Raw genomic sequence first — 24,068 nt, 5'->3', positions numbered from 1 at the left:
TCCGTCTCCTCGCCCCTACCCGCCGTTAGGGAGCCGTAGGTTGAAGATCAAGCGGGTGGCTGCCCCTCGTCGTGCGGGACGGTGACGGTGACGGTGCAGCCGACCGGTCGTCCGATCTCGTCGTGGCCGGCGTAGGTCAGGTGGTAGACGCGGTCCCCGCCGTTGCCGGCCCGTTCGGCCCGCAGCTTGCCGCTCGTGGCGGGCGTGCCGGTGGTGAAGCCGCTGACGTCCGTGGCGTCGCCGCCGGTCACGCCGGTCAGGGCGAACGCGTTCGGTCCGAGCACCCCGTCGCGCAGGTCGACGGTCACGGTGACGTCGATCAGCTCGTGGTTCGGCGGCCACAGGACCGGCCGGTCCACCGTGCAGTCCAGCTGCCGTTCGGGCAGTGGGCTGGCCAGGGTGGCGGTGGCGTGCCCGATGGTCGCGGTGAGCCGGCCGCCGGCCTCGTAGTACATGTGCGCGGTACGCCCGTCGAAGTAGAACGTCGGCGCGGCCGATCGGCCGAGGTCGGGCGCCGCGGACATCGAGTCGTGCACGATGCCGAGGTGGATCTCCTGGTCGAAGTCCTCCCCGACGTCCACCGCGTGCATGTTGCCGTCGGCGGCGTGGTAGATCACCAGATTGCGGTCGTTCCAGCGGAGGAAGAACGGCCCTGAGGCGTTCGGGCCTTCGACGCCCTGCGGGGTCACGATCGGTTCGGGTTGCATGGTCCAGGTCCGTGCGTCGTTGGAGACCGCCCAGCGGATCCGGCGGGACACCGGCCCGGTCGGTCCGGGCGGCGCCGCGGTCGGATTGTCCATGAACAGCATCAGGTAGCGCGTCCCCAGGCGGGGTACGGACTGCTCGAACACCCGGGCGTAGGAGGTCTCTCCGCCGGTGGTCTCGTTGCGGCTGACCGCGGTGCCGCCGTAGGTGAAGTGGATGCCGTCGTCGGAGGTCGCGTACCGGGTGATGGAGTTCTCGCCGTGGAAGTAGAGGAACAGCTTGCGCTCGCCCTCGACCCACACCGCGTGCGGTGAGGAGATGTGGCTGACCGTGGCGTAGTGCGGCAGCCAGGTGTTGCTGATCAGCGGGTTGGCGTCGTACTCGGTCCACGGTCCGTCGATCGAGTCGGCGTACGCGAGGGAGATCCCGCCGGGTCGCTCGTGCGGGGCGTAGTACAGGTAGTAGGTGCCGAGCGGGTGGGGGAAGTAGTCGGCGGCCCGGATGACGCTCGGGAAGATGAACTCGTTCGTCGGGTTGTAGGCGAGCTTGCTCTTGTCGAACGCGGTGCCCACGTAGGTGAACTGGGGGAAGTCGAGGCCAGGGTCGGCGGCGGCCGGCGCGGCGCCGGCCATGGCGGCGACGAGCAGGCCGGCACCGGTGGCTGCCAGGACGGCGCGTCGGGACGAGGCAAGTGGTGGCGTCATGCGTCTTCCTGTTCTGTCGGATCGATCGCTTGGCGGTTCTCGACGGACGGCGGCGGGCGTGCGGGAGCGTCCGGCGGCAGCACGGGAGGCGCCGTCCCGTGCGTGGTGCTCCATGCCGGCGGGCCGGCGGCACCCGGCGGCAGGTGGTGACTCTCGGTAAGAAGGCAGGGGTCGTCGACCGTCGGGGTCCTCTCGGACCACCGGGGGCTAATACGTATTAGCGTCTATGTTTCTCGAATGTTGCTCGCCGGGGAGGGCTCCTGTCAAGAGGCCGGCCCGCCTCCTCCGGTTTCGCGCAGATCTTCGGCCACCCATGGGTCGCCCGGCTGCGGACTGCTCCCGCTAATGCGCATTACTCCAGGGAGTTCATCGGGCGGAAATCTCGACTCCACCTCTTGACACGGACCGACCCACCCACCAAGCTCCTTCCCAACGCCGAGCGCTAATACGCATTAGCCGCACCGGAAGGACTCGTCGTGACCGCTCCCCCCAGACGCGTCACCCAACGTGACATCGCGCGGTTGGCTGGTGTCAGTCAGGCGACGGTGTCGTTGGTGCTCAACAACCGCACCGACGCCGAGGTCCGCATCGCCCCGGAGACCCGGGACCGCGTGCTGCGGGTCATCGCCGAGACCGGGTATGCCGCCGATCCGGTGGCCCGCCGCCTCGCCGCACGGTTCAACCGGATCATCGGCGTCTTCACGTACGAGCCCGCCTTCCCCAGCGGCAGTCGGGACTTCTTCCACCCGTTCCTGCTCGGCATCGAGGAGTACGCCGAGCGGGTCGGCTGCGACCTGCTGCTGTTCACCAGCGCACCCGTGGTGGACGGCCGGCGACGCATCTTCCACCAGGACAACCGGCTGCGCCTGGCCGACGGGTGCATCCTGCTCGGGCGCGAGATCGACGGCGCGGAACTGCACCGGCTCAACCGCGACGGATTTCCGTACGTCGCCGTGGGGCGCCGCGACGACGCCGGCGGACCGGTGCCCTACGTCGGCGCCGACTACGCGACGGCGGTGGCCCGGCTCGTCGAGCTGGCGTTGCAGCGCGGTCATCGGCGGCTGACGTACGTGAGCATGGGCATGAACGCGGAGTCCTCGGAGGACCGGCGCCGTGGGTTCGTCGCCGCCGCGACGACCGCGGAGAGCGCCCGCCAGGTGTCCGCGGTGGCCGAGGAGGCCGACGCGTGCCTGGACGACCTGCTGGCCGACGGGACGACTGCGGCGTTCGTGGAGGACTTCGCCACGGCGGTGGCGCTGGAGTCGGCCGCCCGGCGGCGTGGGCTGACCGTGCCGGGTGACCTGTCGATCGTCACCCTCGGCGATCCGACCGTCCCGGTCCCCACCGACATCGCGTTCACCGGGTTCCTCATTCCGCGGGAGGAGATGGGCCGGCAGTCGGTCGAGGTGTTGACCGGCGTCATCGACGGCAGCGCCGCCGGTCTGCAGCAGCGGCTTCTCCCCTGCGAGCTCGTCGAGGGCAACACCCTCGGCGCCCCTGATCCGGCGGTCCACCGCCGCTGAGCGGTGGACCGCGCAACTGGAAGGAAGCAAGTGGTACAGATGCGTGCGGACGTCCTCGTCGTCGGGGGCGGACTGGGCGGGGTCGCCGCGGCGCTCGCCGCGGCGAGGGCCGGCCGGTCCGTCATCCTGACCGAGGAGTTCGACTGGCTCGGCGGGCAGCTCACCAGCCAGGCCGTCCCGCCGGACGAGCACTCCTGGATCGAGCAGCTCGGCGCCACCGCCAGCTACCGGGCCCTGCGCAACGGTATCCGCGACTACTACCGTCGCCACTACCCGCTGACGGAGCGGTCCCGGGCCTGGACCGACCTCAACCCGGGCGCCGGCTGGGTGAGCCGGCTCTGCCACGAGCCGCGGGTGGCCGTCGCCGTGCTCGAGGAAATGCTCGCGCCCTACCGGGGATCGGGGCGGCTGCGGGTGCTGCAGCCGTACCGGCCGGTCGCCGCGGAGACCGACGGGGACCGGGTCACCGGCGTCACCCTGGCGCACCGGGACCGGGACGACCGGATCGACGTGGTCGCACCGTACGTGCTGGACGCCACGGAGACCGGTGAGCTGCTGCCGTTGACCGGCACGGAGTACGTCACCGGGTTCGAGTCGCAGGCCGAGACCGGTGAGCCGAGCGCCCCGGCGCAGGCGCAGCCGATGAACATGCAGGCCGTGTCGGTGTGCTTCGCGATCGACCACGTCGACGGTGATCAGACCATCGACCGGCCCGCGGGGTACGACTTCTGGCGCGACTACAAGCCCGACTTCTGGGGTGACCGGCTGCTGTCCTGGCGGTCGCCGCACCCGCGCACACTGGAGATCGTCGAGCGCAGCTTCACCCCCAACCCCGACGACGACCCGCTGAGCGTCAACGCCGATCAGCGCGTCAACCCGGGTGACGGCAACCTGTGGACGTTCCGGCGGATCGCTGCCCGGCGCAACTTCACCGACGGGACGTACGGCAGCGACATCACGCTGGTCAACTGGCCGATGATCGACTATTTCGAGGGTCCGGTCATTGACGTGCCGAACGCGTCGTGGCACCTGGCCAAGGCCCGCGAGCTGTCGTACTCGGTGCTGTACTGGCTGCAGACGGAGGCGCCCCGGCCCGACGGCGGCACCGGCTTCCCCGGGCTGCGGCTGCGCGGCGACGTGACCGGCAGCCCGGACGGGTTGGCGCAGGCGCCCTACATCCGGGAGTCGCGCCGTATCCGGGCCGAGTACACGGTGGTGGAGCAGGACCTCTCCCTCGCGGTGCGGGGTGAGCACGGCGCGGTGCGCTACCCCGACTCGATCGGCGTGGGGATGTACCGCATCGACCTGCACCCGTCCACCGGCGGCGACAACTACATCGACGTCGGCTCCTGCCCGTTCGAGATCCCGCTCGGTGCGCTGATCCCGCAGCGGATGGAGAACCTGCTACCGGCGGGCAAGAACATCGGCACCACGCACATCACCAACGGCAGCTACCGGCTGCACCCGGTCGAGTGGAACGTCGGCGAGGTCGCCGGCCTGCTCGCCGACTTCTGTCTGACGCGGGGCGAGTCCCCGCGTGCGGTCCGCGGCACCCCCCGCCTGCTGGCCGAATTCACCGACCGCGTCTCGGCCGCCGGCGTGGAACGCCGCTGGCCGCAGATCGCAGGCTACTGAACCCCCCGGTGAGGAGAAGATAGTGAAACGAGGAAAGGGTCTGGCTGTTGTCGCCGCCGCACTGGCCGGCGTCCTCGCCCTGTCCGCCTGTGGTGGCGGCGAGGCGAAGGACAAGGGCCCGGCCAGTCTGCGGATGACCATCTGGTCGGCCAACGAGGCGCACCTGAAGCTGTTCAACGAGATCGCCGACGAGTACCGCAAGAGCCACCCGAACGTCGCCGAGATCAAGTTCGATCCGCTGCCGTTCGACAACTACACCACCACGCTGACCACCCAGATCGCCGGCGGGAACGCACCCGACCTGGCCTGGGTGTTCGAGAACTCCGCCCCCGACTTCGTGGCCTCCGGCGCGCTGCTGCCGCTGGACGACACGCTCAAGAAGGCCGAGGGCTACCAGTACGACGACCTCTCCCCCGCCACGCTGAAGCTCTGGCAGAACGGCGGCAAGCTGTACGCGTACCCGTTCTCCACCTCGCCGTTCGGCGTGTTCGTCAACACGGACCTGCTGAAGAAGGCTGGGCAGAAGACCCCGGCCGAGCTGATCGCGGCCGGGCAGTGGAATTGGGACAACGCCCTCGCGGCGGCTGGGGCGGTCAACGGCAAGACCGGCAAGGCCGGGCTGGTGATCCGCGACTTCGACTACAAGGGCTGGGACAACCTGTCCACCTTCTGGACCGGGTGGGGCGCCCAGGCGTGGAGCGAGGACGGCAAGAGCTGCGGTTTCGCCAGCCCGGAGATGGTCGAGGCGATGACCACCCTGCACAAGGCCATCTTCACCACGAAGGCGCTGCCTGGTCCGGGCACCACCGCTGACTTCTTCGCCGGTGACGCCGCCATGACGATCACCCAGATCTCCCGCGCCTCGCTGCTGAAGGACGACGGCTTCGCCTGGGACCTGGTCCCCCTGCCCGCGGGCCCGAAGGGGCCGTACTCGGTGGTCGGTCAGGCCGGCATCGGGGTGATGAAGAAGAGCCCGCACGCCGACGTGGCCGCCGACTTCGTCGCCTTCCTGACCAACCCCACCAACTCGGCGAAGCTCGCCCAGTTCTTCCCGCCGCCGCGCCAGTCGCAGCTGACCGCGGAGACCCTCGCGAAGACGAACCCGAAGCTCAAGCCGGAGCAGTTGCAGAAGGTCGTCATCGACGGCATCACCAACGGTGTGGTCAAGCCCAACCACGCCGGGCAGGCCGAGCTGAGCCAGCAGGTACGCGCCGGACTCGACCCGCTGTGGAAGCCCGACGCGGACGTCAAGGCCGTCCTCGATGGGGTCTGCACCAAGATCCAACCGCTGCTGGCGAAGTAGGGCAACCGATCATGACCCAGACGGACACCAGGGTGGGCCCGGCCGCTGCCGGGCCCACCCCGGGCCCGGCCCGGCCGTTCTGGACCAGCCGCCGCCGGGACCAGCTCACCGGTTACCTCTTCATCACCCCGCAACTGCTCGGCAGCGCCGTCTTCGTGATCCTGCCGCTGATCCTCGTGGTCTGGTACAGCCTGCACGAGTGGAACGTGCTCGCCGGCACGTTCGACTTCGTCGGCACGGACAACTACCAGGCTCTCGCCGACGATCCCAACCTCGGCGCGGTGCTGCGGTCCACCGGGCTGTTCTCCGTCGGGCTGGTGGTGCTCAACCTCGGCCTGGCGTTGCTGCTGGCCGTCCTGCTCAACCAGAAGCTGCGCGGCACCATCCTGTTCCGCACCCTGTTCTTCTCCCCCGTGGTGGTTTCGCTGGTGGCCTGGACCATCGTGTGGGGCTTCCTGCTGCAGGACAACGGCGGGATCAACGGCCTGCTCGACACCATCGGGGTGGACGGGCCGAACTGGCTGCGCGGCGAGGGCACGGCGATGCTGTCGGTGATCGTCGTGCAGGTGTTCAAGAACGTCGGCTTGAACATGGTGCTGTTCCTGGCCGCCCTGCAAGGGGTGCCGGCGGAGCTGTACGAGGCCGCGGAGGTGGACGGGGCGAGCCGGATGCGCCAGTTCTGGCGGATCACCGTGCCGCTGATCAGCCCGACGATCCTGCTCACGTCGATCATCACGGTGGTCGGGTCGCTGCAGGTCTTCGCGCAGATCGCGGTGCTCACCCAGGGCGGACCCGGCACCTCAACCACGGTGCTCGTCTACTACCTCTACCAGCAGGCGTTCCAGTTCCACCACTTCGGCTACGGCGCGACGCTGTCGATCCTCTTGTTCGTCATCGTGCTCGCGCTGACCGTGCTGCAGTGGCAGATGCGCAAGAGGTGGGTCTTCCATGAGTCGTGACCTGTCGCGGCGGACCAAGCTGGTGCTCTACGGGGTGCTGCTGGTCCTGGCGATCCCGTTCGTCTTCCCGACCTGGTGGATGGTCACCTCGTCGCTGAAGCCGGTGGCGGACATCTTCGCCTTCCCGCCGCAACTGCTGCCCGTCAACCCGCGGCTGGACGCCTACCGGCGGGTGTTCGAGCTGCAGCCGTTCGGGCAGCAGTACCTCAACAGCCTCTACATTGCGCTACTGGTCACCGTCGGCACCCTCGCGGTGTCGGCCCTGGCCGGATACGCCTTCGCGCGGATCCGGTTCCGCGGTCAGAACGTGCTGTTCCTGGTCGTCCTCGCGGGCCTGCTCATCCCCAGCGAGGTGACGATCGTGCCGCTGTTCCAGATGTTCTTCAAGCTGGGGCTGATCAACACGCACTGGCCGCTGATCCTGGTGCCGATCTTCGGCGCGCCGAGCGTCCTCGCCACGTTCATCATGCGGCAGTTCTTCATCAGCCTCCCCGGTGAGCTGGAGGAGGCAGCCCGGGTCGACGGGCTGGGCCGCTTCGCCACGTTCTGGCGGATCGCCCTACCACTGTCCCGGCCCGCACTCGGCGCGGTGGCGATCTTCACCTTCCTGCACAGCTGGAACCTGTACCTGGAGCCGATCGTGTTCCTCTCCTCGCCGGAGAAGTTCACCCTGCCCCAGGCGCTCACCCAGTTCGTCGACGCCTACGGCGGCCCGATGTGGGACGTCCAGCTCGCCGCCGCGTCGATGACCGCACTGCCGGTGCTGGTGGTGTTCGTCATCGCGCAGAAGCAGTTCGTCGAGGGCCTCGCCCACACCGGTCTGAAGGGATGACGGCCCCGGTGGTCGGGGTCGACATCGGCGGCACCAAGACCGCAGCTGCGCTGGTCGGCCCCGACGGGAAGCTGCTGGAACGCCGGGAGGCGCCCACTCCGGCCCGGTCCGGACCCGAAGCGGTGCTGGACGCGGCCGCGGGGCTGACCGCCGGGCTGCTCGGCGCGGCCGGGCCCGGGCCGGTGGGGGTGGGCACCGCCGGCACGGTCGACCCGGCGACCGGCCGCATCCGGTACGCCACCGACAGCCTGCCCGGCTGGACCGGCACCCCCGTCGCCGACGCGCTGGCCGCCCGGCTCGGTCGAGAGGTGCGGGTCACCAACGACGTGAACGCCGCGGCGCTGGGCGAATGCTGGGCCGGCGCCGGACGGGACCGGGCTCATGTGCTGCTGGTGGCCGCCGGCACCGGACTCGGCGGGGCGATCGTCCGCAACGGCCGCGTCGAGGCCGGTGCCCGCGGCGCCGCCGGCGAGGTGGCCCATCTGCCGGCCCCGGGTGCCGAACGACTGCGGTGCGGGTGCGGCCGGTACGGGCACCTGGAGGCGATCGCCTCGGGCACCGGGCTGGCCGCCGCGTACGCCATCGAGACCGGCGACCGGATCAGCGGGCGGGCGGTGGCGGACCGCGCGGCGGCCGGGGACGCGGCCGCCCGGCAGGTCGTGGACCGGGCCGGTGCCGTGCTCGGCGCGGTGCTGGCGGGGTTGGTGGCCCTGCTCGACCCGGATGCCGTCCTGGTGGCCGGTGGGGCGGCCGCCGCGCTGCTGCCGGCCGCGTCGGCCGCCTACGCGGCGGAGCTGCCGGCGGGCTGGGCCGGCGTGCCGCTGCTGCCGGCCGCGCTGGGCGCCGACGCCGTCGTGGTCGGCGCGGCCCGGCTGGCCACGAACGCGTAGGAGTGACCGGTGACGGCATCAGCCGTACCCACATCAACGGAAGGACCAGAGGGGTGAGTGTGCTCGACGACCTGGCCGGCGGGCTGGTGGTGTCCTGCCAGCCGCTGCCCGACGAGCCGGAGGACCCGATGCGGGACCCGTACGTCCAGGCCCGGGTGGCGGCCGCGGTGGTACGCGGCGGCGCGGTGGCGGTGCGGGTCAATGGGCCGGATGACGTCAAGGCGGTGCGCGCCGCCGTCGACGTGCCGGTGATCGGGTTGTACAAGCACGGCACGGCGGACGTGTTCATCACCCCGACGGCGGCGCACGCGCTCGAGGTGGCGCTGGCCGGGGCGGACATCGTCGCGGTCGACGCCACCGACCGTCCCCGACCGGACGGGCGCGCCTTCGCCGACACCGTGCGGGCGGTCCGCGAACGGACCGACGCGCTCGTGCTGGCCGACGTGTCCACCACGGCCGAGGGCGTCGCCGCCGTCGCGGCGGGCGCGGACGCCGTCGCCACCACGCTGTCCGGCTACACCCCGGCCAGCCCGCAGACTGACGGGCCCGACCTCGGGCTCGTGGCGCGACTCGTCGCACTGCTGCCGGTTCCGGTGATCGCCGAAGGGCGGTACCGGAGCACGGAGCAGATCGGCGCGGCTTTCGAGGCCGGTGCGCACGCGGTGGTGATGGGCAACGCCGTCACCTCACCGCTGTGGATCACCCGCCGGCTCGTTCCGGCCACCCCCCGCGTGGCGAGCGCCCCAGAGAAGTAGGGAGAGCAAGTGAAGAGACGTACCCTCCTGGCCACCGGCATGGTCGGGCTGGCCACCGCGGCCATCGGGCGGCCGGCGTTCGCCGGGTCCGCGGACCGGCAGCTGACCGTGGCGCTGGTGCCGTTGGACGACCGGCCGGTCAACACCTACTGCCCGCAGATGACGGCGGCGAGCGCGGGCGCGCGGGTGCTACTGCCGCCTCGGGAACTGCTGGGCCGCTTCTTCACGCCCGGCGACGGGGCCGGCATCGCCCGTTGGCTCGGCGCCGCCGACGGCGTCGACGGGTACGTGATCTCGGTCAGCATGCTCGCCTACGGCGGTCTGATCGCGTCCCGTACGGCCGCCCCGACGCTGGCCGCCGCGCTGGAGAACCTGGCAGCGATCCGGAACCTGCGCGCGACGCGGCCGGGGGCGGTGATCGAGGTGCACGACACCATCCAGCGGCTCGCCATCACCAGCACCGGCACCGACCTGGACAAGTACCGCGACCGGCTGGTCGAGTGGGCGAAGCTCTACGACCAGGTGGTCAACCTCGGGCAGGAGGAGCTGCGGTCCCGGCTCGACGCCGTCCGGGCGCAGATCCCGGACCAGGTCGTCGAGGACTACCTTGCCGCGCGGGCCCGCAACCACCAGGTCAACCGGTTGATGGTGGAGTGGGTCGCCGACGGCACGATCAGCCATCTCGTGCTGTCGGAGGACGACACCGCGCCGGTCGGCCTGGCCCGGGCGGAGCGGGTGGAGCTGGAGGCGTTGGTGGCCCGGCTCGGCGTCGGCGACCGGGTGGAGATCTTCCCCGGCGCGGACGAGGTCGATGCGCTGCTGGTCGCGCGGGTGGTCGCCGCGGGCACGGCACCCACCTACCGGGTGGAGTACGCCGGTGTGTCGGGTGAGGACTGGACCGCGCAGTTGGAGGGCATCCCCTTCGCGGAGAACATCCGCCGGCACGTGGCCACTGTGGGTGGCCGGGTGGTCAGCGGCGACGCGGACATCGTGCTCGCCGTGAACACCCCGTCCGCGGCATCCGGGCAGCGGGCCGCCGACCTGGACGCCTTCGTCGGGCGGATCGGCGCCCTGCTGGCCGCCGGCACCCCGGTGATCGTGGTGGACCCGCTGATCGTGAACAAGGCCGACCACGAACTGGTCGCGCGGATGGAGAACGGTCTGGACCTCGCGGCGCTGCTGTCGTACTCGGGGTGGAACACCGGCGGCAACGCGCTCGGGCTGGCGCTCGGCCACGGCACCGCCCGCTGGGCGTACCTGCGCTCCTCGGACAGCGGGTACGGCGTACCCGAGCTGCGCGGGCCTGGCCTGGCGCACGCCGAGTATCTGCTCTACCGGTTCGTCAAGGACGACCCGTGGAAGAACGTGGTGCAGGTCGAGGCGTACGCGCACGCGCGGGCGCAGGGCTGGGACCCGCTCGCGCTCACGCCTCAGCAGAAAAGCTACTTCGACGGCTGGGTACGGGAGCGGCTGGTGCCGCTGACCGAGCGGTACTTCGCCGACCACTTCGCCGGGCACCGCGTCGTGCTGGGCCGGCGGGGCGCGAGGACGTTCACGGCGACCCTGGCGCGGTTCGAGTCGGCCCGGGTCGAGCTGCCGTGGGACCGGCTGTTCGAGGTGACCCTGGAGCCCCGGCTGCAGCTGTCCTGACCAGCACATCCGGTCGCGCCGGCAGGGGAACTGCCGGCGCGACCGCGTGCCGGCCACCGGGACGGTCCCGGCGTCGAACGCCAGGCACGGCACGGACCAGGGCTCACGGTTCCGTCTCCTACCCAGGTAGGAGGAAGCGGCTCCGACCGCCGGCCGCGACCGGGGCTTCAGGTCGGGCGAAGTACGCAGGCCGGCGCAGCAGCATCTGCAGGTATGACAACCACGATGCGCCGGGCGGCACACTGGCACCGCCCACTGATGCTCTTCGTCGCGGCGATGGCGGTGCTCGCCCTCGTCTCCGCGGTCGGCATCGTCGCCGACTCGCGGGTCCTCACCGGCGTGCCGATCTGGCTCAAGCCGTTCAAGTTCTCCGTGTCGTTCGTGCTGTACGGCACCACCCTGGCCTGGATGCTCTCCCTGCTGCCGCGGCGGAGCCGGGTCGCGGAGTGGGCCGGCACCGTCATCGTCGCCACGGGGGTGGTGGAGATGGCGATCATCGTCGGGCAGGTGCTGCGCGGCACCACCAGCCACTTCAACGGGACCACCCCGCTCAACGGCATCCTGTTCTCGCTGATGGGTGCCGCGATCATGGTGCTGTTCGTGGCGCACCTGGTCATCGGGATCGTGGTGCTGCGGCAGCCGATCGCGGACCGGGTCGGCAAGTACGCGGTCGGGCTGGGCCTCGGCCTGACCCTGCTCGGCATGCTGGTGGCGATCCCGATGGTGCTGCCCAGCCAGGACTCGGGCATCGAGGGGATCTCCGGGGCGCACAGCGTCGGCGTGCCGGACGGCGGGCCCGGGCTGCCCCTGGTCGGCTGGAGCACCACCGGCGGGGACCTGCGGATCGGACACTTCGTGGGGATGCACGCGTTGCAGGCGCTGCCGCTGCTGGCGATCCTGCTGCGCCGGTTCCTCGGGCGACTGGACGAGCGCACCCAGGCGCGGCTGCTGATGGTTGCGGGCGGCGCGTACGGTGCACTCACCATGCTGTTCACCTGGCAGGCCCTGCGCGGGCAGCCGCTGCTGCGGCCGGACGCGCTCACCCTGGCCGCCGTGGCGGCGCTGCTGGTCGCGACCGCAGCCGCCGCCGGCGCAGTCCTGGCCCGTCGGCACCGCGCGGAACTGGTGCTGGCGGCATGACCGGCACCCTGTTCGAGCTGACGTTCGCGGTGGCCGCGCCGTTCTGGGCGCTGATGATCCTGCTGCCGCACTGGTCGTGGACCGCCCGGATCATCAGGTCACCGCTGATCGTGGCACCGGCCCTGCTGATCTACGCGATCCTGGTGATCCCGGCGCTCGGGGACGTGCTACCGGCGGTGGCGTCCCCGACCCTGGACGGCGTACGCGACCTGCTCGGCACCGCCACCGGCGCGGCGGCGGCCTGGGCACACATGATCGCGTTCGACCTGTTCGTCGGCCGGTGGGCGTGGCTCGACAGCCGGGAACGGGGGGTGCCGGCGCTGGTCATGGCTCCGGTGCTGGTGCTGACGATCCTGCTCGGGCCGCTCGGCCTGGCCGCCTACCTCGCCGCCCGGGTCAGGTGGCCGCAGCCCGCGGCGATTCCGGCCGCCGAGCCGCAGCGCATAGGCTGAACGCCGTGGGGTGGGTGGGACGACTGTTCGACGTGCGCGACGGCTTCGTGCGGATCGTGCTGCTCGACCTGAGCGGCGTCGGCTACCTGGTCTTCGGCGCCCCGATGCAAGGCCACGGGCCGACGGCCACGCAGTTGATCCTCGCGGGGATCGCGTTCGGCGTCGCGCTGGTGTTGCACCGTCGACCACTGGTCAACCTGCTGGCGCAGACCGCGCTGCTGGCCGTCGCGATCTGTCTGCTCGACGACATCACCATCAACCAGGTAGGCGCCAGTTGGGCGTTGCTCGAACTGGCCATGCGGGCACGGCAGCCGCGGACCATCTGGCTGGCCGCCGGGCTGCTGGCCGCGGTCGACCTGACCGATTCGATCGGCGACCCGTTCCCACGGTTCCTCTCCGGCATCGTCGGGCTGCTCGTGGAGGTCGGCGTCCCGCTGCTGCTCGGCCTGGTCATCCGGGCCCAACGGGAACTCACCCGGCAGGCGCAGGAGCGGGCGGCGGAGGAGCAGCGCCGGCTCGAGTCGGAGAGCCGTGCCGCCCGCGCCGACGAACGCAGCGCCATCGCCCGGGAACTGCACGACGTGGTCGCGCACCACGTCGCGTCGATGGTGCTTCGGGTCGGCGTGGCCCGGCACGTACTGACGGATCTGGACCCGCGGGTCGGTGAGGTGTTCGACGACGTGCACGGCACGGGGAGCGCCGCCCTGGCCGACCTGCGCCGGCTCGTCGCGGTCCTGCGCAACCCCGACGGCGTACGCGGCGACGCGGCGCTGACCGCCATCGAGCCGTCGGCGCTGCCGGCGGCCCTCGGCGCGGCGGTCGACCGGGCCCGCCAGGCCGGCGTCACCGTCGAGGCCGACATCGACCCCGCGGTCGGGTCGCTGGATGCGGTACGAGGAATGGCGGTGTTGCGACTCACCCAGGAGGCGCTGACCAACGTGGCAAAGCACGCCGGCACGTCCGCCCTCGCCCACCTGTCGGTCAGCGTGGTCGACGAGGCCGTGCACTGGGAGGTGTCCGACGACGGGGGCGGGTGGGTGCCGGCGGCGATGCCGTCCGGCGGCGGCCACGGCATCACCGGCATGCGCGAACGCGTCGAGGTCCTCGGCGGTCAACTGGAGGCCGGGCCGGCGGGTGCGGGTTGGCGGGTGCGTACCGTCCTCCCGGGCCCGGCCATCGCGCTGGCGCCTGCTTCCCCCTCCCCTGCCGTCCCGCCGGCCCAGTCGGACCAGGACCGCGAGGCTCCGGCGGGGCCACGCACGACGGAGCCGGCATGATCCGCGTCCTGCTGGTCGACGACCAGCACCTCATCCGCGCCGGCCTGCGCATGCTCTGCGACGCCCAACCCGACATCGAGGTCGTCGGCGAGGCCGACAACGGCCGCGACGCGGTGTCCCTCGCCGCGCGGCTCATCCCCGACGTCGTCGTCATGGACCTGCGCATGCCCGGCGTCGACGGGATCACCGCGACCAGCCGCATCCTCGCCGACCGGCCCGCCACCCGGATCCTGGTGCTGACCACGTTCGGCGACGACGACCACCTCTATCCGGCGCTGACCGCCGGCGCCTGCGGATTCCTGCTCAAGGACGCACCCCCCGCCGACCTGGTGGACGGCGTCCGCAAGGCCGCCGCCGGCGACAGCCCGTTCAGCCAGGAGGTGCTGCGCCGCCTGGTCCGGCGCGCGGTCGACGCCCGCTCCGACACACCGCGGCCGGTCGAGGGACTGACCGCCCGCGAGCAGGACGTGCTGAACCTGGTCGCCGAGGGCCTGTCGAACACGGAGATCGCCGAGCGGCTGCACATCGGCATCACCACGGTCAAGACCCACATCACCAGCCTCATGACCAAGACCGGCAGCGACAACCGGGTACGCCTGGCCCTGTTCGCCCGCGGCGCGTGACCGGGTCGGGCGGCCAGAGCACGACGTTGCGGTCACGCGTGCGGACCGCTGTGCCGCGCATCACAGGGACCTCATGTCACGGACGGGCGGGCAGCTTCCATCTGCTGGTCGTCAGCAACACGTGGAGGAAGGCGCAACGATGAGCACACAGCGCGAAGCCGGCAGGACCACCCACCGCGTCCTGATCCTGGGCGCGGGCTACGCGGGCATGGCCGCGGCTGTCCAACTCGCGGCCCGGGTCAGGCGGCGTGAGGACGTGCAGGTGACCCTGGTGAATGCGCAGGAGCGGTTCACCGAACGGCTGCGGCTGCACATGACGGCGACCGGCCAGCAGGTCGCCGAGCTGAGCATCCCGGAGCTGCTGGACGGTACGGGTGCGCAGTTCGTGCGTGGCTGGGTGACGGCGGTGGACGCGGACGCGAAGGTCGTGCGGATCGACGACGACCGGGTCCTGCACTACGACACGCTGGTGTACGGGTTGGGCAGCGTGGCCGACACGGCGGCGGTTCCGGGTGTCGAGGACCACGCGTACACCTTGAACAGCGCCCAGGACGCGGAGTTGCTGGCCGCCCGGCTGGCGCAGCTGAGCAGCGGCACGGTGGTGGTCGGTGGCAGCGGGCTGACCGGTGTCGAGTCGGCCGCGGAGATCGCCGAGCGGCACCCGGAACTGAATGTCGTGCTGCTGGGCCGGGGCGAGCCCGGTGCGGCGATGAACCCGAAGGCGAAGGCGTATCTGCAGGCCGCGCTCGAGCGGCTGGGCGTCCAGGCGCGCAGCGGGGTCGAGGTGGTGAAGGTGCTGCCCGATTCGGTCGAGCTGGCCGGCGGGGAGAGCATCGCCGCCGAGGTGGTCCTGTGGACCAGCGGCACGCGGGTGTCACCGCTGGCGGCCGCCGCCGGGCTGACCGTCGACGAGCGCGGCCGCGTCGTCACCGACGCCGCGCTGCGGTCGGTGTCACACCCGGATGTGTACGCCGTGGGCGACGCGGCCGCGATCCGTCAGGGCTACGGCGTCATGCACGGCACCTGCCAGGGTGGTATGCCGACCGGGGTGCACGCGGCGGTGTCGATCGTCCGTACCCTGGCGGGCAAGCAGCCCAAGCCGTTCCGGTTCGGCTTCTACCACACCCCGGTGAGCCTCGGCCGGCACGATGCAGTCGTGCAGTTCACCCGCCCCGACGACAGCCCCCGGCGGGTGTGTCTGACCGGCCGCCTGGCGGCACGGTACAAGGAGACGGTGACCGCTTCGCCTTGGCCGACCTACGGCCGCATGAAGAAGATGCCCGCCTCGGGCGCGTTCTGGCCCCATGGCGGCCGCTTCACCCGGGAGGCACGGTGACCCACTCGCCGTCGGACCTCGACCAGCAGGTCTTCCACCAGCATCGCAACCTGCTCTTCTCGGTGGCGTACCGCATCCTCGGCACCGCGGCCGACGCCGAGGACGCCGTCCAGGACGCCTGGATCAAATGGTCGGCCGCCGACCGCGCGCAGGTGGCCGACCCCAAGGCGTACCTGGCGCGGATCGTGTCGAACCTGGCGCTGGAACGGCTGCGCTCCACCCGGCACCAGCGCGAGACGTATGTCGGGCCGTGGCTGCCCGAACCGATCCTCACCACCGGCGACACCGCCGAGGTGGTCACGGACGCCGAGTCGGTGTCGACGGCGATGCTGGTGGTGCTGGAAACACTGAGCCCGCTCGAGCGCGCGGTGTTCGTGCTGAAGGAGGTCTTCGACTTCAGCCATGCCGAGATCGCGGAGGCCCTGGAGCGCTCCGAGACCGCGGTGCGGCAGGCCGCGCACCGTGCCCGTAACCATGTGCGTGCGCGGCGGCCGCGCTTCACGGCGGACCGGTCACGGCAGCGCGAGGTCACCGAGCGGTTCTTCGCCGCCGCGACCGGTGGCGACATCAACGCCCTGATGGAGTTGCTGTCTCCGGATGTCACCCTGTGGACCGACGGCGGCGGCAAGGTCCGCCAGGCCCTCCGCCCGGTCGTCGGCGCGGCCACGGTGGCCGCCTGGTTCGCCGCCATCGGCACCGTCACCTATCAGGGCGTCGAGCCGGCCGACATGAACGTCGAAATCGTCGAGCTCAACGGCGGTCCGGGCATCGTGTTCAGCGGACCGGGTCGGGTGATCGCCACCGTCACCTTCGATTTCGACGCCGACGGCCGCATCACCGCCCTCCACAACGTGGCCAACCCGGACAAGCTCCGGGCAGTCGCCGACGGCACCGCGCACGACATCGGGACGCAGTGAGCCGGCGCGGGCCCTGCCCCTTCGACCCGGTCGACCGGGCAGGGCCCGGGTGGTCTGGAGCCGCCTACGCTGATGCTGGTGAACGTCCGAGAGCGCAAGAAACTCACCACCCGCCTGATGGCGGCGCTGGGCGACGACCCCCGCGCTGTGCTCACGCTGCTGCGTGCGGGGGCGGACCCGAACGCGGCGGACCGCGACGGTACGACGCCCCTGTACCGGGCATCCGTGCACAACGAGCCCGCGGTGGTACGGGTCCTCCTGGAAGCCGGCGCGGACCCGAACGTGGAGAGCGGGCGCGGTGAGGAGGGCACGCCACTGACCGGTGCCGCGGCGTGGGGGCACACCGAGGTGGTACGCGTACTCCTCGCGCGGGGCGCGGACCCGAACCTCCGTGAAGACCACGGCAGCGGCCTGTCGCCGCTCGACTGGGCCGTCCGAGGCGGCCACACCGAGACGGCCGCTCTGCTGGTGGCCGCAGGCGCGTCACCCCATCGGACATCACGCGCGTAGCGAGCAGCCCGAGCGCCACTGGCAGTATCTGCCCCACCGCAGCGGCCTACCGGGGGCGCCCCCCGCCGCCGAACTGCCCAGCCACACCTCGCTTGCCGACGCTGTCGACGGCGCCGCCGAGCTGGACATCCCCCGCCCGATACGCCCCGCCGCGCCACCCATCCAGGGAGCGCCTCGGTGATCGACTGCCGGATTGAACCAGGCCGGGAGCCGACCCCGCCGCCAGGTGCGCGGTTGCCTGCAGGCCCAGGCGAATCGTGCCGAGCAACAGCAGCAGGATGACCTCGCCCAGCGCGACGGCCCGTTCGATCAGCCCGAGGTACGGCTTCAGCGGCGAACTCGCCAGGTAGGCGGAGACGAACGGAACGAGGGCGACCAGGCAGACCGCCGCGGCCACCGCCACCACCCGGGCACCCGGTCCGCGCCGCCGCCGGGCCGTCAGCAGCGCGCCGAGCGGCAGGCTGAGCAGGGCGGTCACGGATGCCCATTTGTGGATCTCGCCGATCACGGTGGTCGGTGCCCCCACCGGGTCGCGTGGAAAGACCGTCAGCACCACCAGTCCGAGGCACCAGCAGGCGTAGCAGGCGGTGGCCACCGGCACGGCGGCCTGCCGCCGCAGCAACGGACCGAGCAGGCACACCGAGCCGCCGGCCAGCACCAGAACCGCTGTGTCGAAGATCCAGCCGTCCGGGGAGAGGGCGTAGTCGCTGATCGTGTCCGTAACCGGGCTGAGCCGGGTCACCAGCACGTGCAACAGGGCGAACAGCACCAGCGCCGCCGTGGCGGCGGCCAGGCCGAGGAGCCGCCCGAGCCGGTTGGCGACACGAAGCAAGAGACGGGCGTCGGTCATCCGGCCCTCCCCTGCCCGGGCCGCTTCCGCCACTGGCGTCCCCGCCGCCCGTCGGCGCACCTCGGCGAACCTGCCGGCGGCATCGCCACCAAAGACGTCGACAAGGGTTCCCTCCCTATCCCGAAGGCGATGACAGGGCCCCTTCCTGCCGGATCAACCGACAAGGGCGCCCCCGGAGCGCGCCTCGTGCAGTGTCGGGGATCGAGGCACACCTGGCCATCGTCTTCGCCGTCAACCAACCGATCGAGGACGGCACAGGGTGATCGCTCAGCACGCCCGTCCGCACCGCTCGCCGCCACGGCACGATCCGTGCCGGCGGCCAGAGGCGCTCCGCCGGATACCCGCTGCCCGACGAACTACGCCGCCAGCCTGACCGGATTCACGGCCACCGCAAAGCCGACCGCGATGAGGTAGCCGATCGGGCCCATCCGATCGCCCAGCCCGAATTCGTCCAGGCCGAACAGGATCCGCTGGCAGCCGCGCGGCCTCCGGGCGTGCTCAGTCGGCGCGGCGCAACCGGCCCGTCTCCTTGGACCGGGCGTCGAGGAGCACCAGGGTCTCGCCGGCCAGTCCGGCCCGCCAGGACGAAGTAAGCCACGCCCCGACGGGTACCCCGTCGCAGCCGATCAGGGTGCTGGGCCCGGTGGTGGCCAGGAATGCTCCTCCGGAGCCGACCACCCAGCGCCCGGCTTGGCCGTTGCAGCCGTCGGAGCCGCGCCACTCACCGTCGGCCTTGAACTCGACGTACGCCGTCCTGGGTCCGGACACGGGCCGCCACTTTCCGACAAGCCGGTCCCGGGCGGCGGGAGCCAGGGATGCCGGCAACGGGGAGGCGGGCGCGAACTGCCGTCGGACCTCGTCGGTGATCTCCGGTGGCGCCACCTCGGACGCCGCCAGGTACGGTCCCGGCGTCGGTGTCGCCCCCGGTAGCAGCCGGGCCACGAACGCGCCGTCGGCGTCGAGGAGCATCGGTCGGTCACCCTCCAGCCGGTAGGAGGCGACCCGCTGCAGCCACTGCGGGTTCGGCTCGGCGTTGGTGCAGCCAGGGCCGCCCTCCGCTCCGGATGAGCCGAACATTCCGGCGACGAAGAGACCACCGGCATCGGCCCGCCAGGAACCGACCAGGATCCCGCAGCGGCCGAAGAGCTGGATCCGATCGGGTGCGAGGCGCAGGATGCCGTGCGGCTCCTCGGCGACCCCGGCCAGCGTCCAGTTGCCGAGCAACGCCACTGGATCCGCTGGTCCCGGGCTTCCGGTGCCCGGCGGCGGGGCGGGCGGCGGAGACTTTTCCGCCCCTCCCCCGCCAGCGCAGCCCGCCAGCAGGGCCCCGGCCGCGACCATCGTCAGGAGGAACCTTCGCCGGCCCATCTCGTTTCGCCGTCCTTCCGCTGTGCCGGCCATCCGCCGGTCCCAGTGCTTGGACGGGGCACGGTCACCCGTGGTTGCCGCACTCGGCACGGAATCCCGGCGTCGTCGACGACGCTGACCCGGTCCTCCCACGCCGGCCGTCGGCCACGGGAGCCCATGGGCGGCGCCGAGTTCCCCAAGGTGCGGGAGTCCGGCGAATACGACCTGGGCCTCGCCGGTCACGGCTTCTTCTGGCTCTCCCTGTCCACGGCGGAGACCCCAACGCTTTCCGAGCAGCCGCCGCACGTCGGGTAGCGGGCGCTTCGCGGCACATGCGGCTCAGTGGAGCGGGTTCGTGCACTTCGGCTCGCTGGCGACAAGGATCGCTCGTTAGTCTCGCCCGATGACGGCAGATCTACCCACGTTCGAGTTCGCCTTCCCTGGTCCACTGCGCGACAAGCTGGTCGCTGCAGTGCTCGATGGGACCAAGACCACCACGACCGGCCTGCTCCAGGACTACGAAATCGAAGGCGAGCCACTACCGGTCGTCGGTGCCCGGGCGGCGGTGATCGATTCTGCCGGTCGCCGGGTGGCCGTGATCGAACTGACCGAGGTGAGAGTCAGCCGGCTCGGCGACGTCGACCTTGACCACGCCCGAAACGAGGGCGAGGGGCACGACTCGGTCGCCGCCTGGCGGGCTGGCCACGAGGACTACTGGCACGGAACGGACTACCGAGGGTGGCTGGGCGATCCAGAATTCACCGTGGACGACGACACGCCAGCCGTGCTGGAGCGGTTCCGGCTCGTCGCGACGCTCTGACCGCGCCACGACCGCACGGCGACATCGCTGCTGGGAGCCCGCACACGGCACCCGCAGGCGCGACATCCGCAAACAGTTGCTTGCGCAAATGATGGTTTGCACTAGGGTGGGGCCATGGCTCCTGCACTCGTGGCCCCTGGTCCGGACCTGGATTTGGCCTTCGCCGCTCTCGGCGACCCCGTCCGTCGCGCCCTGGTGACTCGTCTCGCCGGAGGCGATGCCACGGTGGGAGAGCTTGCTGCACCGTTCGACCTGACCCCACAGGCGATCTCCCACCACGTCGGCGTCCTGCGGCGGTGCGGCCTGGTCGAGCAGCGACGCGAGGGCACCAGGCGCCCCTGCCGGCTCAGGGTCGATCAGCTTTCGCTGCTCGGCACGTGGATCGACGACCAGCGCCGCGCGTGGAACGATCGGCTCGACGCCCTCGAGCGGCATCTCACCGACGAGGGAGCGGCTCGTTGACCAGCGCCGAGCTCCACGGCGACGAACTGATCGCCCAGCGCCACCTCCAGGCGGAACCCGAACGTGTCTGGGCCGCCTTCACCTCGCCGGCAAGCATCGCGGCGTTCTGGGGAGGTTCGCACGCCACCGTGCCGCCTGAGTCGGTAAGCGTCGATCTGCGTCCCGGCGGAGAGTTCGCGCTTGACACCCGCGCGCCGGACGGCCGGACCTGCCGGCTGCGGTTCGTCTACGTGAGCGTCACCGCACCGCGCGAACTGGTGTTCGACGAATCCGTCACCGGCCTCCGTACGACCGTCACCGTCCAATCCGCCGGCGATGGCACGGACCTCACGGTCCGTCAGCGGCGACTTCCCCCTGAGCTCCGGACAGCGCAAGCAGTCGACGGGCTCGCCTCGATCCTCGACGCCCTCGCCGCACACCTGCAGCACCACGAGCCCACACAAGGACGGAGAACGTCGTGACGCAAACGACCCAGCGCGACCTCGTCGCAGAGTACTTCGACGGATTCCGGGCGAGCGACCACCCACGCATCCTCGCGACCCTTGCCGACGACATCGAGTGGGTCATCCACGGCCACCGGACCACCCGCGGCAAGGCAGAGTTCGACGGCGAGATCGAGAATCCGGCGTTCACCGGAAGCCCCGAGCTCGACGTTCAGCGTGTCTACGAGGACGGTCGAGTCGTCGTCGCCATAGGCGAGGGCCGCGGCGTCAGCGTCGACCATGGGCCGTTCCGCTTCGCCTTCAACGATCTTTTCACCTTCCGCGGCGGGCTCATCGCCCGCGTCGACTCCTACGTCGTCCCGCTGCCTTAACTGATCGTTCAGAATGGGTTGAGCTGCGGGTCTTGCGCTCGGCAATCTTCGTCGGCGAGGTGCCGCCCGCTCAAGACCCCAGTCGCGCCGCGTCCGGTCCCTCGCCCCAGATGTTCATGATCGTCCAGCGAGTCAGCCCGTAGACCAGCGTCCAGCCGATCGGCGTCAGGTAGGACACCACGATGACGAAGGCAGCGACGGTGCCAGCCTGTATCCGGTCCCGCAGACCCTGCTCTCCGTCGCCCTTCAGCGCACGCCGGCCCTGCCAGAAAAGAAACGCCGCGATGAGCGGGGCCAGCCAGGCCACCGCCATGGCAAGCAAGGTGAACCAGGCGGGCGGAAAGGCCAGCGAGCCACGCACCGACACCCCCTCAGGGAGCGGTCCGTACACCATGTCGTACACGCCGTTGCTGTTTCCGCCGTGCGGCCCGCCCAGCAGCGCGAAGAGGAAGAAGAAGACCGCGAGCCCGAAAGCCCACACCAGAGCCAGCTGCGCCCGCCACAGTCCCTTCGTCATCAGTCCAGCACCCAGCCCAGCAGCAGTCGGCCCGGCGGCAGCAGCGTGAAGACCAAGAAGGCCAACGTGAGCCCGGCCGCCCCGAACAGCGACCGCCGCAGCACGGCGGACATCTCCCGACGCCGCCTGGCCAACGAGGTGAACGACATCAGCAGCAAGAGGACCGCAGCCATCGGCCCCAGAATTGTGATGATCATGGCGGGAACCAGCAGCGCCAACATCGGCCCGCTGAACACGTCGCCGGGCGCCTGGCATCCGGTCGTCGAGCAGTGACCGATCCCCTCGAGGGTGAACGTCAGCAGGTACGGGACGACCACGCCCGCCAGATAGAGCGCCACCATCGACAGCTGCCCGACCACGAGCAACCGCGCCGCGACGAGACGGGACCCTGGCTGTGACACGCACGGAGCATACGGCCAGTGGATCTCCAGCACCAGCACGAGCGCCCGGGATCAGGCAGGAACTAGATTAGTACGGCACCCCGGGTTCGTTATGTAGATGACCGGCGATGAGTTCAGCCTGGCCTGGGCTGGTCGGCGTGTCTGCGGGCATGCAGACGGCCGCCGGTTGATCATGCACTGTTTGTGAGGACAAGTGAAGATCGTGCGGCGGCCGCTGGGCACAGCGTAGACGCCGAGGGATGGCTGGCGGAGTTCGACACCGGGTTCGCGTGGATCGCGGGCCGGTTCTCGCGGGTGGAGCCGCGGCGGCAGGCCAGGTTGTTCCTGCTCGGCCTGCTGTCGGATGTGGACACGCGGTCGTGTTGGCAGGTGGCTGAGCAGGCTGGGGACGCATCGCCGCATGCGATGCAGCGGCTGTTGGGCGAGGCGGTCTGGGACGCCGACACGGTGCGTGACGACGTGCGGGGCTACGTGATCGACGCGTTCGGCGACCCGGCCGGGGTGTTGATCCTTGATGACACCGGTGACCTGAAGAAGGGCGTGCACACCGTCGGGGTGCAGCGGCAGTACACCGGCACCGCGGGGAGAGTGGAGAACGCGCAGGTCGCGGTCTACCTCGCCTATGCCGCACCAGGCGGCTACACGCTGATCGACCGGGCGGTCTACCTGCCCAAGGCGTGGACCGACGACCCCGATCGGTGCGCCGCCGCCGGCATCCCGGCTGATATCGAGTTCGCCACCAAGCTCGTCCTGGCCCGGCGGATGCTCACCCGCGCCCTCGACGCGAACGTGCCTGCGGCATGGGCCACCGCGGATGAGGCCTACGGCGGTGATCGGCAGCTCCGCCGCGACCTGCAAGCCCGCGGGATCGGCTACGTCCTGGCCGTGGCGAAGAGCCACCGGGTCACCGCCCGCCCGGTCGACGGCCCGGTCCGCGCCGACCGGCTCGCCGCCGACCTGCCGAGCCGGGCGTGGAACCGGCTGTCCGCCGGAGCCGGGTCGAAAGGCGCCCGCGACTACGACTGGGCCTGGATCAGCATCACCCCGCCCGCCGACGAGACCCCGGGGCAGCACGCCCTGCTGATCCGCCGCCGGATCAGCGACGGCGAGCTGGCGTTCTACCGCTGCTGGTCACCCCAGCCAGTTCCGCTGCGCGTGCTGGTCAGGGTGGCCGGAACCCAATGGTCCATCGAGACCTGCTTCCAGACCGGCAAGACCATCGGCCTGGACGAACCCCAGGTACGCCGCTGGCACGCCTGGCACCGACACGTCACCCTCGTCATGCTCGCCCAGGCCATCCTGACCGTGATCGCCGCCCGCGAACACGACGACCGTCCCGCAGCCGACCAGACAGTGATCCCGTTGACCCTGCCCGAAATCCGCCACCTCTTCGCGAAGCTGATCACCAACACCGTCCACCCGATCAGCCACTGGCTGACCTGGTCACACTGGCGGCGCCAACACCAAGCACGCGCCCGGACCAGCCACTACCGCCGCCGCACCCAACCGATCCATCAACCAGCATCTACATAACGAACCCGGGCTGCCGTACTAGTACGGCAGCCGCCATTGGTTAGTTGACCAGGGCGTATTCGCGGCTGAGTCGGGTGCGTTGGTGGAACCAGCGTGAGCGGGCTTGGTGACGG

26 protein-coding genes are annotated in these 24,068 nt (G+C 71.1%); 21 read left to right on the top strand and 5 right to left on the bottom strand.

All coding sequences use genetic code 11. The features are described 5' to 3' along the window. Positions 1-47: 47 nt before the first annotated feature. A complete protein-coding gene (locus ACFYM6_RS30690; protein WP_387280955.1) occupies positions 48-1,409 on the bottom strand; it encodes a hypothetical protein in 1,362 nt (453 codons plus the stop codon). A 476-nt stretch (positions 1,410-1,885) separates the two neighbouring features. Here ACFYM6_RS30690 and ACFYM6_RS30685 point away from each other — a divergent pair, with 476 nt between their 5' ends. The 15 genes from ACFYM6_RS30685 (at position 1,886) to ACFYM6_RS30615 (ending at position 17,211) form a co-directional block, all read left to right on the top strand. Further along, on the top strand, positions 1,886-2,932 hold the full coding sequence (locus ACFYM6_RS30685) for a LacI family DNA-binding transcriptional regulator (protein WP_387280954.1): 1,047 nt from the start codon (positions 1,886-1,888) through the stop codon (positions 2,930-2,932). Positions 2,933-2,971: 39 nt separating this feature from the next. After that, entirely contained in the window at positions 2,972-4,567 is a 1,596-nt protein-coding gene (locus ACFYM6_RS30680; RefSeq protein WP_387280953.1) for an FAD-dependent oxidoreductase, read from the top strand. A 22-nt stretch (positions 4,568-4,589) separates the two neighbouring features. Then, positions 4,590-5,870, top strand: a complete 1,281-nt coding sequence (locus ACFYM6_RS30675) for a sugar ABC transporter substrate-binding protein (RefSeq protein ID WP_357440622.1) — start codon at positions 4,590-4,592, stop codon at positions 5,868-5,870. 11 nt (positions 5,871-5,881) lie between these two features. Continuing rightward, complete coding sequence (locus tag ACFYM6_RS30670) at positions 5,882-6,829, top strand: carbohydrate ABC transporter permease (RefSeq protein WP_387280952.1); 948 nt, start codon at positions 5,882-5,884, stop codon at positions 6,827-6,829. Beyond that, on the top strand, positions 6,819-7,661 hold the full coding sequence (locus ACFYM6_RS30665; RefSeq protein WP_387280951.1) for a carbohydrate ABC transporter permease: 843 nt from the start codon (positions 6,819-6,821) through the stop codon (positions 7,659-7,661). The genes ACFYM6_RS30670 and ACFYM6_RS30665 overlap by 11 nt, the downstream gene beginning before the upstream one ends. Beyond that, complete coding sequence (locus tag ACFYM6_RS30660) at positions 7,658-8,551, top strand: ROK family protein (RefSeq protein ID WP_387280950.1); 894 nt, start codon at positions 7,658-7,660, stop codon at positions 8,549-8,551. Before ACFYM6_RS30665 ends, ACFYM6_RS30660 begins: the two co-directional genes overlap by 4 nt. A 53-nt stretch (positions 8,552-8,604) precedes the next feature. Next, positions 8,605-9,306: an N-acetylmannosamine-6-phosphate 2-epimerase gene (locus ACFYM6_RS30655; protein WP_387280949.1), complete on the top strand. Its 702-nt coding sequence runs from the start codon at positions 8,605-8,607 to the stop codon at positions 9,304-9,306. A 9-nt stretch (positions 9,307-9,315) separates the two neighbouring features. Next, positions 9,316-10,956 carry a DUF4127 family protein gene (locus ACFYM6_RS30650; RefSeq protein WP_387280948.1) on the top strand — a complete coding sequence of 547 codons (1,641 nt, stop codon included), beginning with the start codon at positions 9,316-9,318 and terminating at the stop codon, positions 10,954-10,956. A gap of 213 nt (positions 10,957-11,169) precedes the next feature. After that, positions 11,170-12,096, top strand: coding sequence for a hypothetical protein (locus ACFYM6_RS30645; RefSeq protein ID WP_387280947.1), 927 nt, complete (start codon positions 11,170-11,172; stop codon positions 12,094-12,096). Further along, positions 12,093-12,548, top strand: a complete 456-nt coding sequence (locus ACFYM6_RS30640; RefSeq protein WP_387280946.1) for an ABA4-like family protein — start codon at positions 12,093-12,095, stop codon at positions 12,546-12,548. The genes ACFYM6_RS30645 and ACFYM6_RS30640 overlap by 4 nt, the downstream gene beginning before the upstream one ends. Before the next feature lie 5 nt (positions 12,549-12,553). After that, the gene (locus ACFYM6_RS30635; RefSeq protein ID WP_387280945.1) at positions 12,554-13,825 is read left to right on the top strand and encodes a sensor histidine kinase; all 1,272 of its coding nucleotides are present in this window, start codon (positions 12,554-12,556) and stop codon (positions 13,823-13,825) included. Next, positions 13,822-14,448, top strand: coding sequence for a response regulator (locus ACFYM6_RS30630; protein ID WP_387280944.1), 627 nt, complete (start codon positions 13,822-13,824; stop codon positions 14,446-14,448). Before ACFYM6_RS30635 ends, ACFYM6_RS30630 begins: the two co-directional genes overlap by 4 nt. Before the next feature lie 139 nt (positions 14,449-14,587). Further along, complete coding sequence (locus ACFYM6_RS30625) at positions 14,588-15,784, top strand: NAD(P)/FAD-dependent oxidoreductase (RefSeq protein ID WP_387280943.1); 1,197 nt, start codon at positions 14,588-14,590, stop codon at positions 15,782-15,784. Then, positions 15,781-16,701, top strand: coding sequence for an RNA polymerase sigma-70 factor (locus tag ACFYM6_RS30620; RefSeq protein WP_387280942.1), 921 nt, complete (start codon positions 15,781-15,783; stop codon positions 16,699-16,701). Before ACFYM6_RS30625 ends, ACFYM6_RS30620 begins: the two co-directional genes overlap by 4 nt. Positions 16,702-16,779: 78 nt before the next feature. Then, entirely contained in the window at positions 16,780-17,211 is a 432-nt protein-coding gene (locus tag ACFYM6_RS30615) for an ankyrin repeat domain-containing protein (RefSeq protein ID WP_387280940.1), read from the top strand. A gap of 46 nt (positions 17,212-17,257) precedes the next feature. On the opposite strand, the gene ACFYM6_RS30610 is transcribed toward ACFYM6_RS30615, so the two are convergent. Then, positions 17,258-18,061: a DUF998 domain-containing protein gene (locus ACFYM6_RS30610; protein WP_387280939.1), complete on the bottom strand. Its 804-nt coding sequence runs from the start codon at positions 18,059-18,061 to the stop codon at positions 17,258-17,260. A gap of 498 nt (positions 18,062-18,559) precedes the next feature. Further along, the gene (locus ACFYM6_RS30605; RefSeq protein ID WP_387280938.1) at positions 18,560-19,291 is read right to left on the bottom strand and encodes a hypothetical protein; all 732 of its coding nucleotides are present in this window, start codon (positions 19,289-19,291) and stop codon (positions 18,560-18,562) included. Positions 19,292-19,585: 294 nt separating this feature from the next. Between ACFYM6_RS30605 and ACFYM6_RS30600 the strand changes: the two genes are divergently transcribed. The 5 genes from ACFYM6_RS30600 to ACFYM6_RS30580 all read left to right on the top strand — a co-directional run bounded on the left by ACFYM6_RS30600 (position 19,586) and on the right by ACFYM6_RS30580 (position 21,504). After that, positions 19,586-19,723 (top strand): hypothetical protein, encoded by a 138-nt coding sequence (locus ACFYM6_RS30600; protein WP_387280937.1) that lies wholly within the window; start codon positions 19,586-19,588, stop codon positions 19,721-19,723. 88 nt (positions 19,724-19,811) lie between these two features. Further along, complete coding sequence (locus ACFYM6_RS30595; RefSeq protein WP_387280936.1) at positions 19,812-20,228, top strand: ASCH domain-containing protein; 417 nt, start codon at positions 19,812-19,814, stop codon at positions 20,226-20,228. A gap of 114 nt (positions 20,229-20,342) precedes the next feature. Further along, a complete protein-coding gene (locus ACFYM6_RS30590; RefSeq protein WP_357440678.1) occupies positions 20,343-20,690 on the top strand; it encodes a metalloregulator ArsR/SmtB family transcription factor in 348 nt (115 codons plus the stop codon). Then, on the top strand, positions 20,687-21,151 hold the full coding sequence (locus ACFYM6_RS30585; protein WP_387280935.1) for an SRPBCC domain-containing protein: 465 nt from the start codon (positions 20,687-20,689) through the stop codon (positions 21,149-21,151). The genes ACFYM6_RS30590 and ACFYM6_RS30585 overlap by 4 nt, the downstream gene beginning before the upstream one ends. Continuing rightward, positions 21,148-21,504 carry a nuclear transport factor 2 family protein gene (locus ACFYM6_RS30580; protein ID WP_387280934.1) on the top strand — a complete coding sequence of 119 codons (357 nt, stop codon included), beginning with the start codon at positions 21,148-21,150 and terminating at the stop codon, positions 21,502-21,504. The genes ACFYM6_RS30585 and ACFYM6_RS30580 overlap by 4 nt, the downstream gene beginning before the upstream one ends. A 70-nt stretch (positions 21,505-21,574) precedes the next feature. On the opposite strand, the gene ACFYM6_RS30575 is transcribed toward ACFYM6_RS30580, so the two are convergent. After that, on the bottom strand, positions 21,575-22,021 hold the full coding sequence (locus ACFYM6_RS30575; RefSeq protein WP_387280933.1) for a hypothetical protein: 447 nt from the start codon (positions 22,019-22,021) through the stop codon (positions 21,575-21,577). Further along, positions 22,021-22,422 (bottom strand): hypothetical protein, encoded by a 402-nt coding sequence (locus tag ACFYM6_RS30570; RefSeq protein WP_387280932.1) that lies wholly within the window; start codon positions 22,420-22,422, stop codon positions 22,021-22,023. Before ACFYM6_RS30570 ends, ACFYM6_RS30575 begins: the two co-directional genes overlap by 1 nt. 243 nt (positions 22,423-22,665) lie before the next feature. On the opposite strand from ACFYM6_RS30570, the gene ACFYM6_RS30565 reads away from it, so the two are divergent. After that, positions 22,666-23,955 carry an IS701 family transposase gene (locus tag ACFYM6_RS30565; protein ID WP_387281014.1) on the top strand — a complete coding sequence of 430 codons (1,290 nt, stop codon included), beginning with the start codon at positions 22,666-22,668 and terminating at the stop codon, positions 23,953-23,955. The last annotated feature ends 113 nt before the right edge of the window (positions 23,956-24,068 follow it).

The organism is Micromonospora sp. NPDC006431, assembly GCF_042870725.1.
GTDB lineage: Bacteria > Actinomycetota > Actinomycetes > Mycobacteriales > Micromonosporaceae > Micromonospora.
The sequence above is the reverse complement of the archived record's forward strand: the minus strand, read 5'-3'. Positions and strand labels throughout refer to the sequence as shown.

What these genes read in the sequence shown, in the direction of transcription:
- ACFYM6_RS30690 (WP_387280955.1), bottom strand. Translation starts at nt 1,409, where the DNA reads ATGACGCCACCACTTGCCTCGTCCCGACGCGCCGTCCTGGCAGCCACC.
- ACFYM6_RS30680 (WP_387280953.1), top strand. Translation starts at nt 2,972, where the DNA reads ATGCGTGCGGACGTCCTCGTCGTCGGGGGCGGACTGGGCGGGGTCGCC.
- ACFYM6_RS30670 (WP_387280952.1), top strand. Translation starts at nt 5,882, where the DNA reads ATGACCCAGACGGACACCAGGGTGGGCCCGGCCGCTGCCGGGCCCACC.
- ACFYM6_RS30665 (WP_387280951.1), top strand. Translation starts at nt 6,819, where the DNA reads ATGAGTCGTGACCTGTCGCGGCGGACCAAGCTGGTGCTCTACGGGGTG.
- ACFYM6_RS30660 (WP_387280950.1), top strand. Translation starts at nt 7,658, where the DNA reads ATGACGGCCCCGGTGGTCGGGGTCGACATCGGCGGCACCAAGACCGCA.
- ACFYM6_RS30645 (WP_387280947.1), top strand. Translation starts at nt 11,170, where the DNA reads ATGACAACCACGATGCGCCGGGCGGCACACTGGCACCGCCCACTGATG.
- ACFYM6_RS30640 (WP_387280946.1), top strand. Translation starts at nt 12,093, where the DNA reads ATGACCGGCACCCTGTTCGAGCTGACGTTCGCGGTGGCCGCGCCGTTC.
- ACFYM6_RS30630 (WP_387280944.1), top strand. Translation starts at nt 13,822, where the DNA reads ATGATCCGCGTCCTGCTGGTCGACGACCAGCACCTCATCCGCGCCGGC.
- ACFYM6_RS30625 (WP_387280943.1), top strand. Translation starts at nt 14,588, where the DNA reads ATGAGCACACAGCGCGAAGCCGGCAGGACCACCCACCGCGTCCTGATC.
- ACFYM6_RS30610 (WP_387280939.1), bottom strand. Translation starts at nt 18,061, where the DNA reads ATGACCGACGCCCGTCTCTTGCTTCGTGTCGCCAACCGGCTCGGGCGG.
- ACFYM6_RS30600 (WP_387280937.1), top strand. Translation starts at nt 19,586, where the DNA reads ATGGGCGGCGCCGAGTTCCCCAAGGTGCGGGAGTCCGGCGAATACGAC.
- ACFYM6_RS30595 (WP_387280936.1), top strand. Translation starts at nt 19,812, where the DNA reads ATGACGGCAGATCTACCCACGTTCGAGTTCGCCTTCCCTGGTCCACTG.
- ACFYM6_RS30590 (WP_357440678.1), top strand. Translation starts at nt 20,343, where the DNA reads ATGGCTCCTGCACTCGTGGCCCCTGGTCCGGACCTGGATTTGGCCTTC.
- ACFYM6_RS30575 (WP_387280933.1), bottom strand. Translation starts at nt 22,021, where the DNA reads ATGACGAAGGGACTGTGGCGGGCGCAGCTGGCTCTGGTGTGGGCTTTC.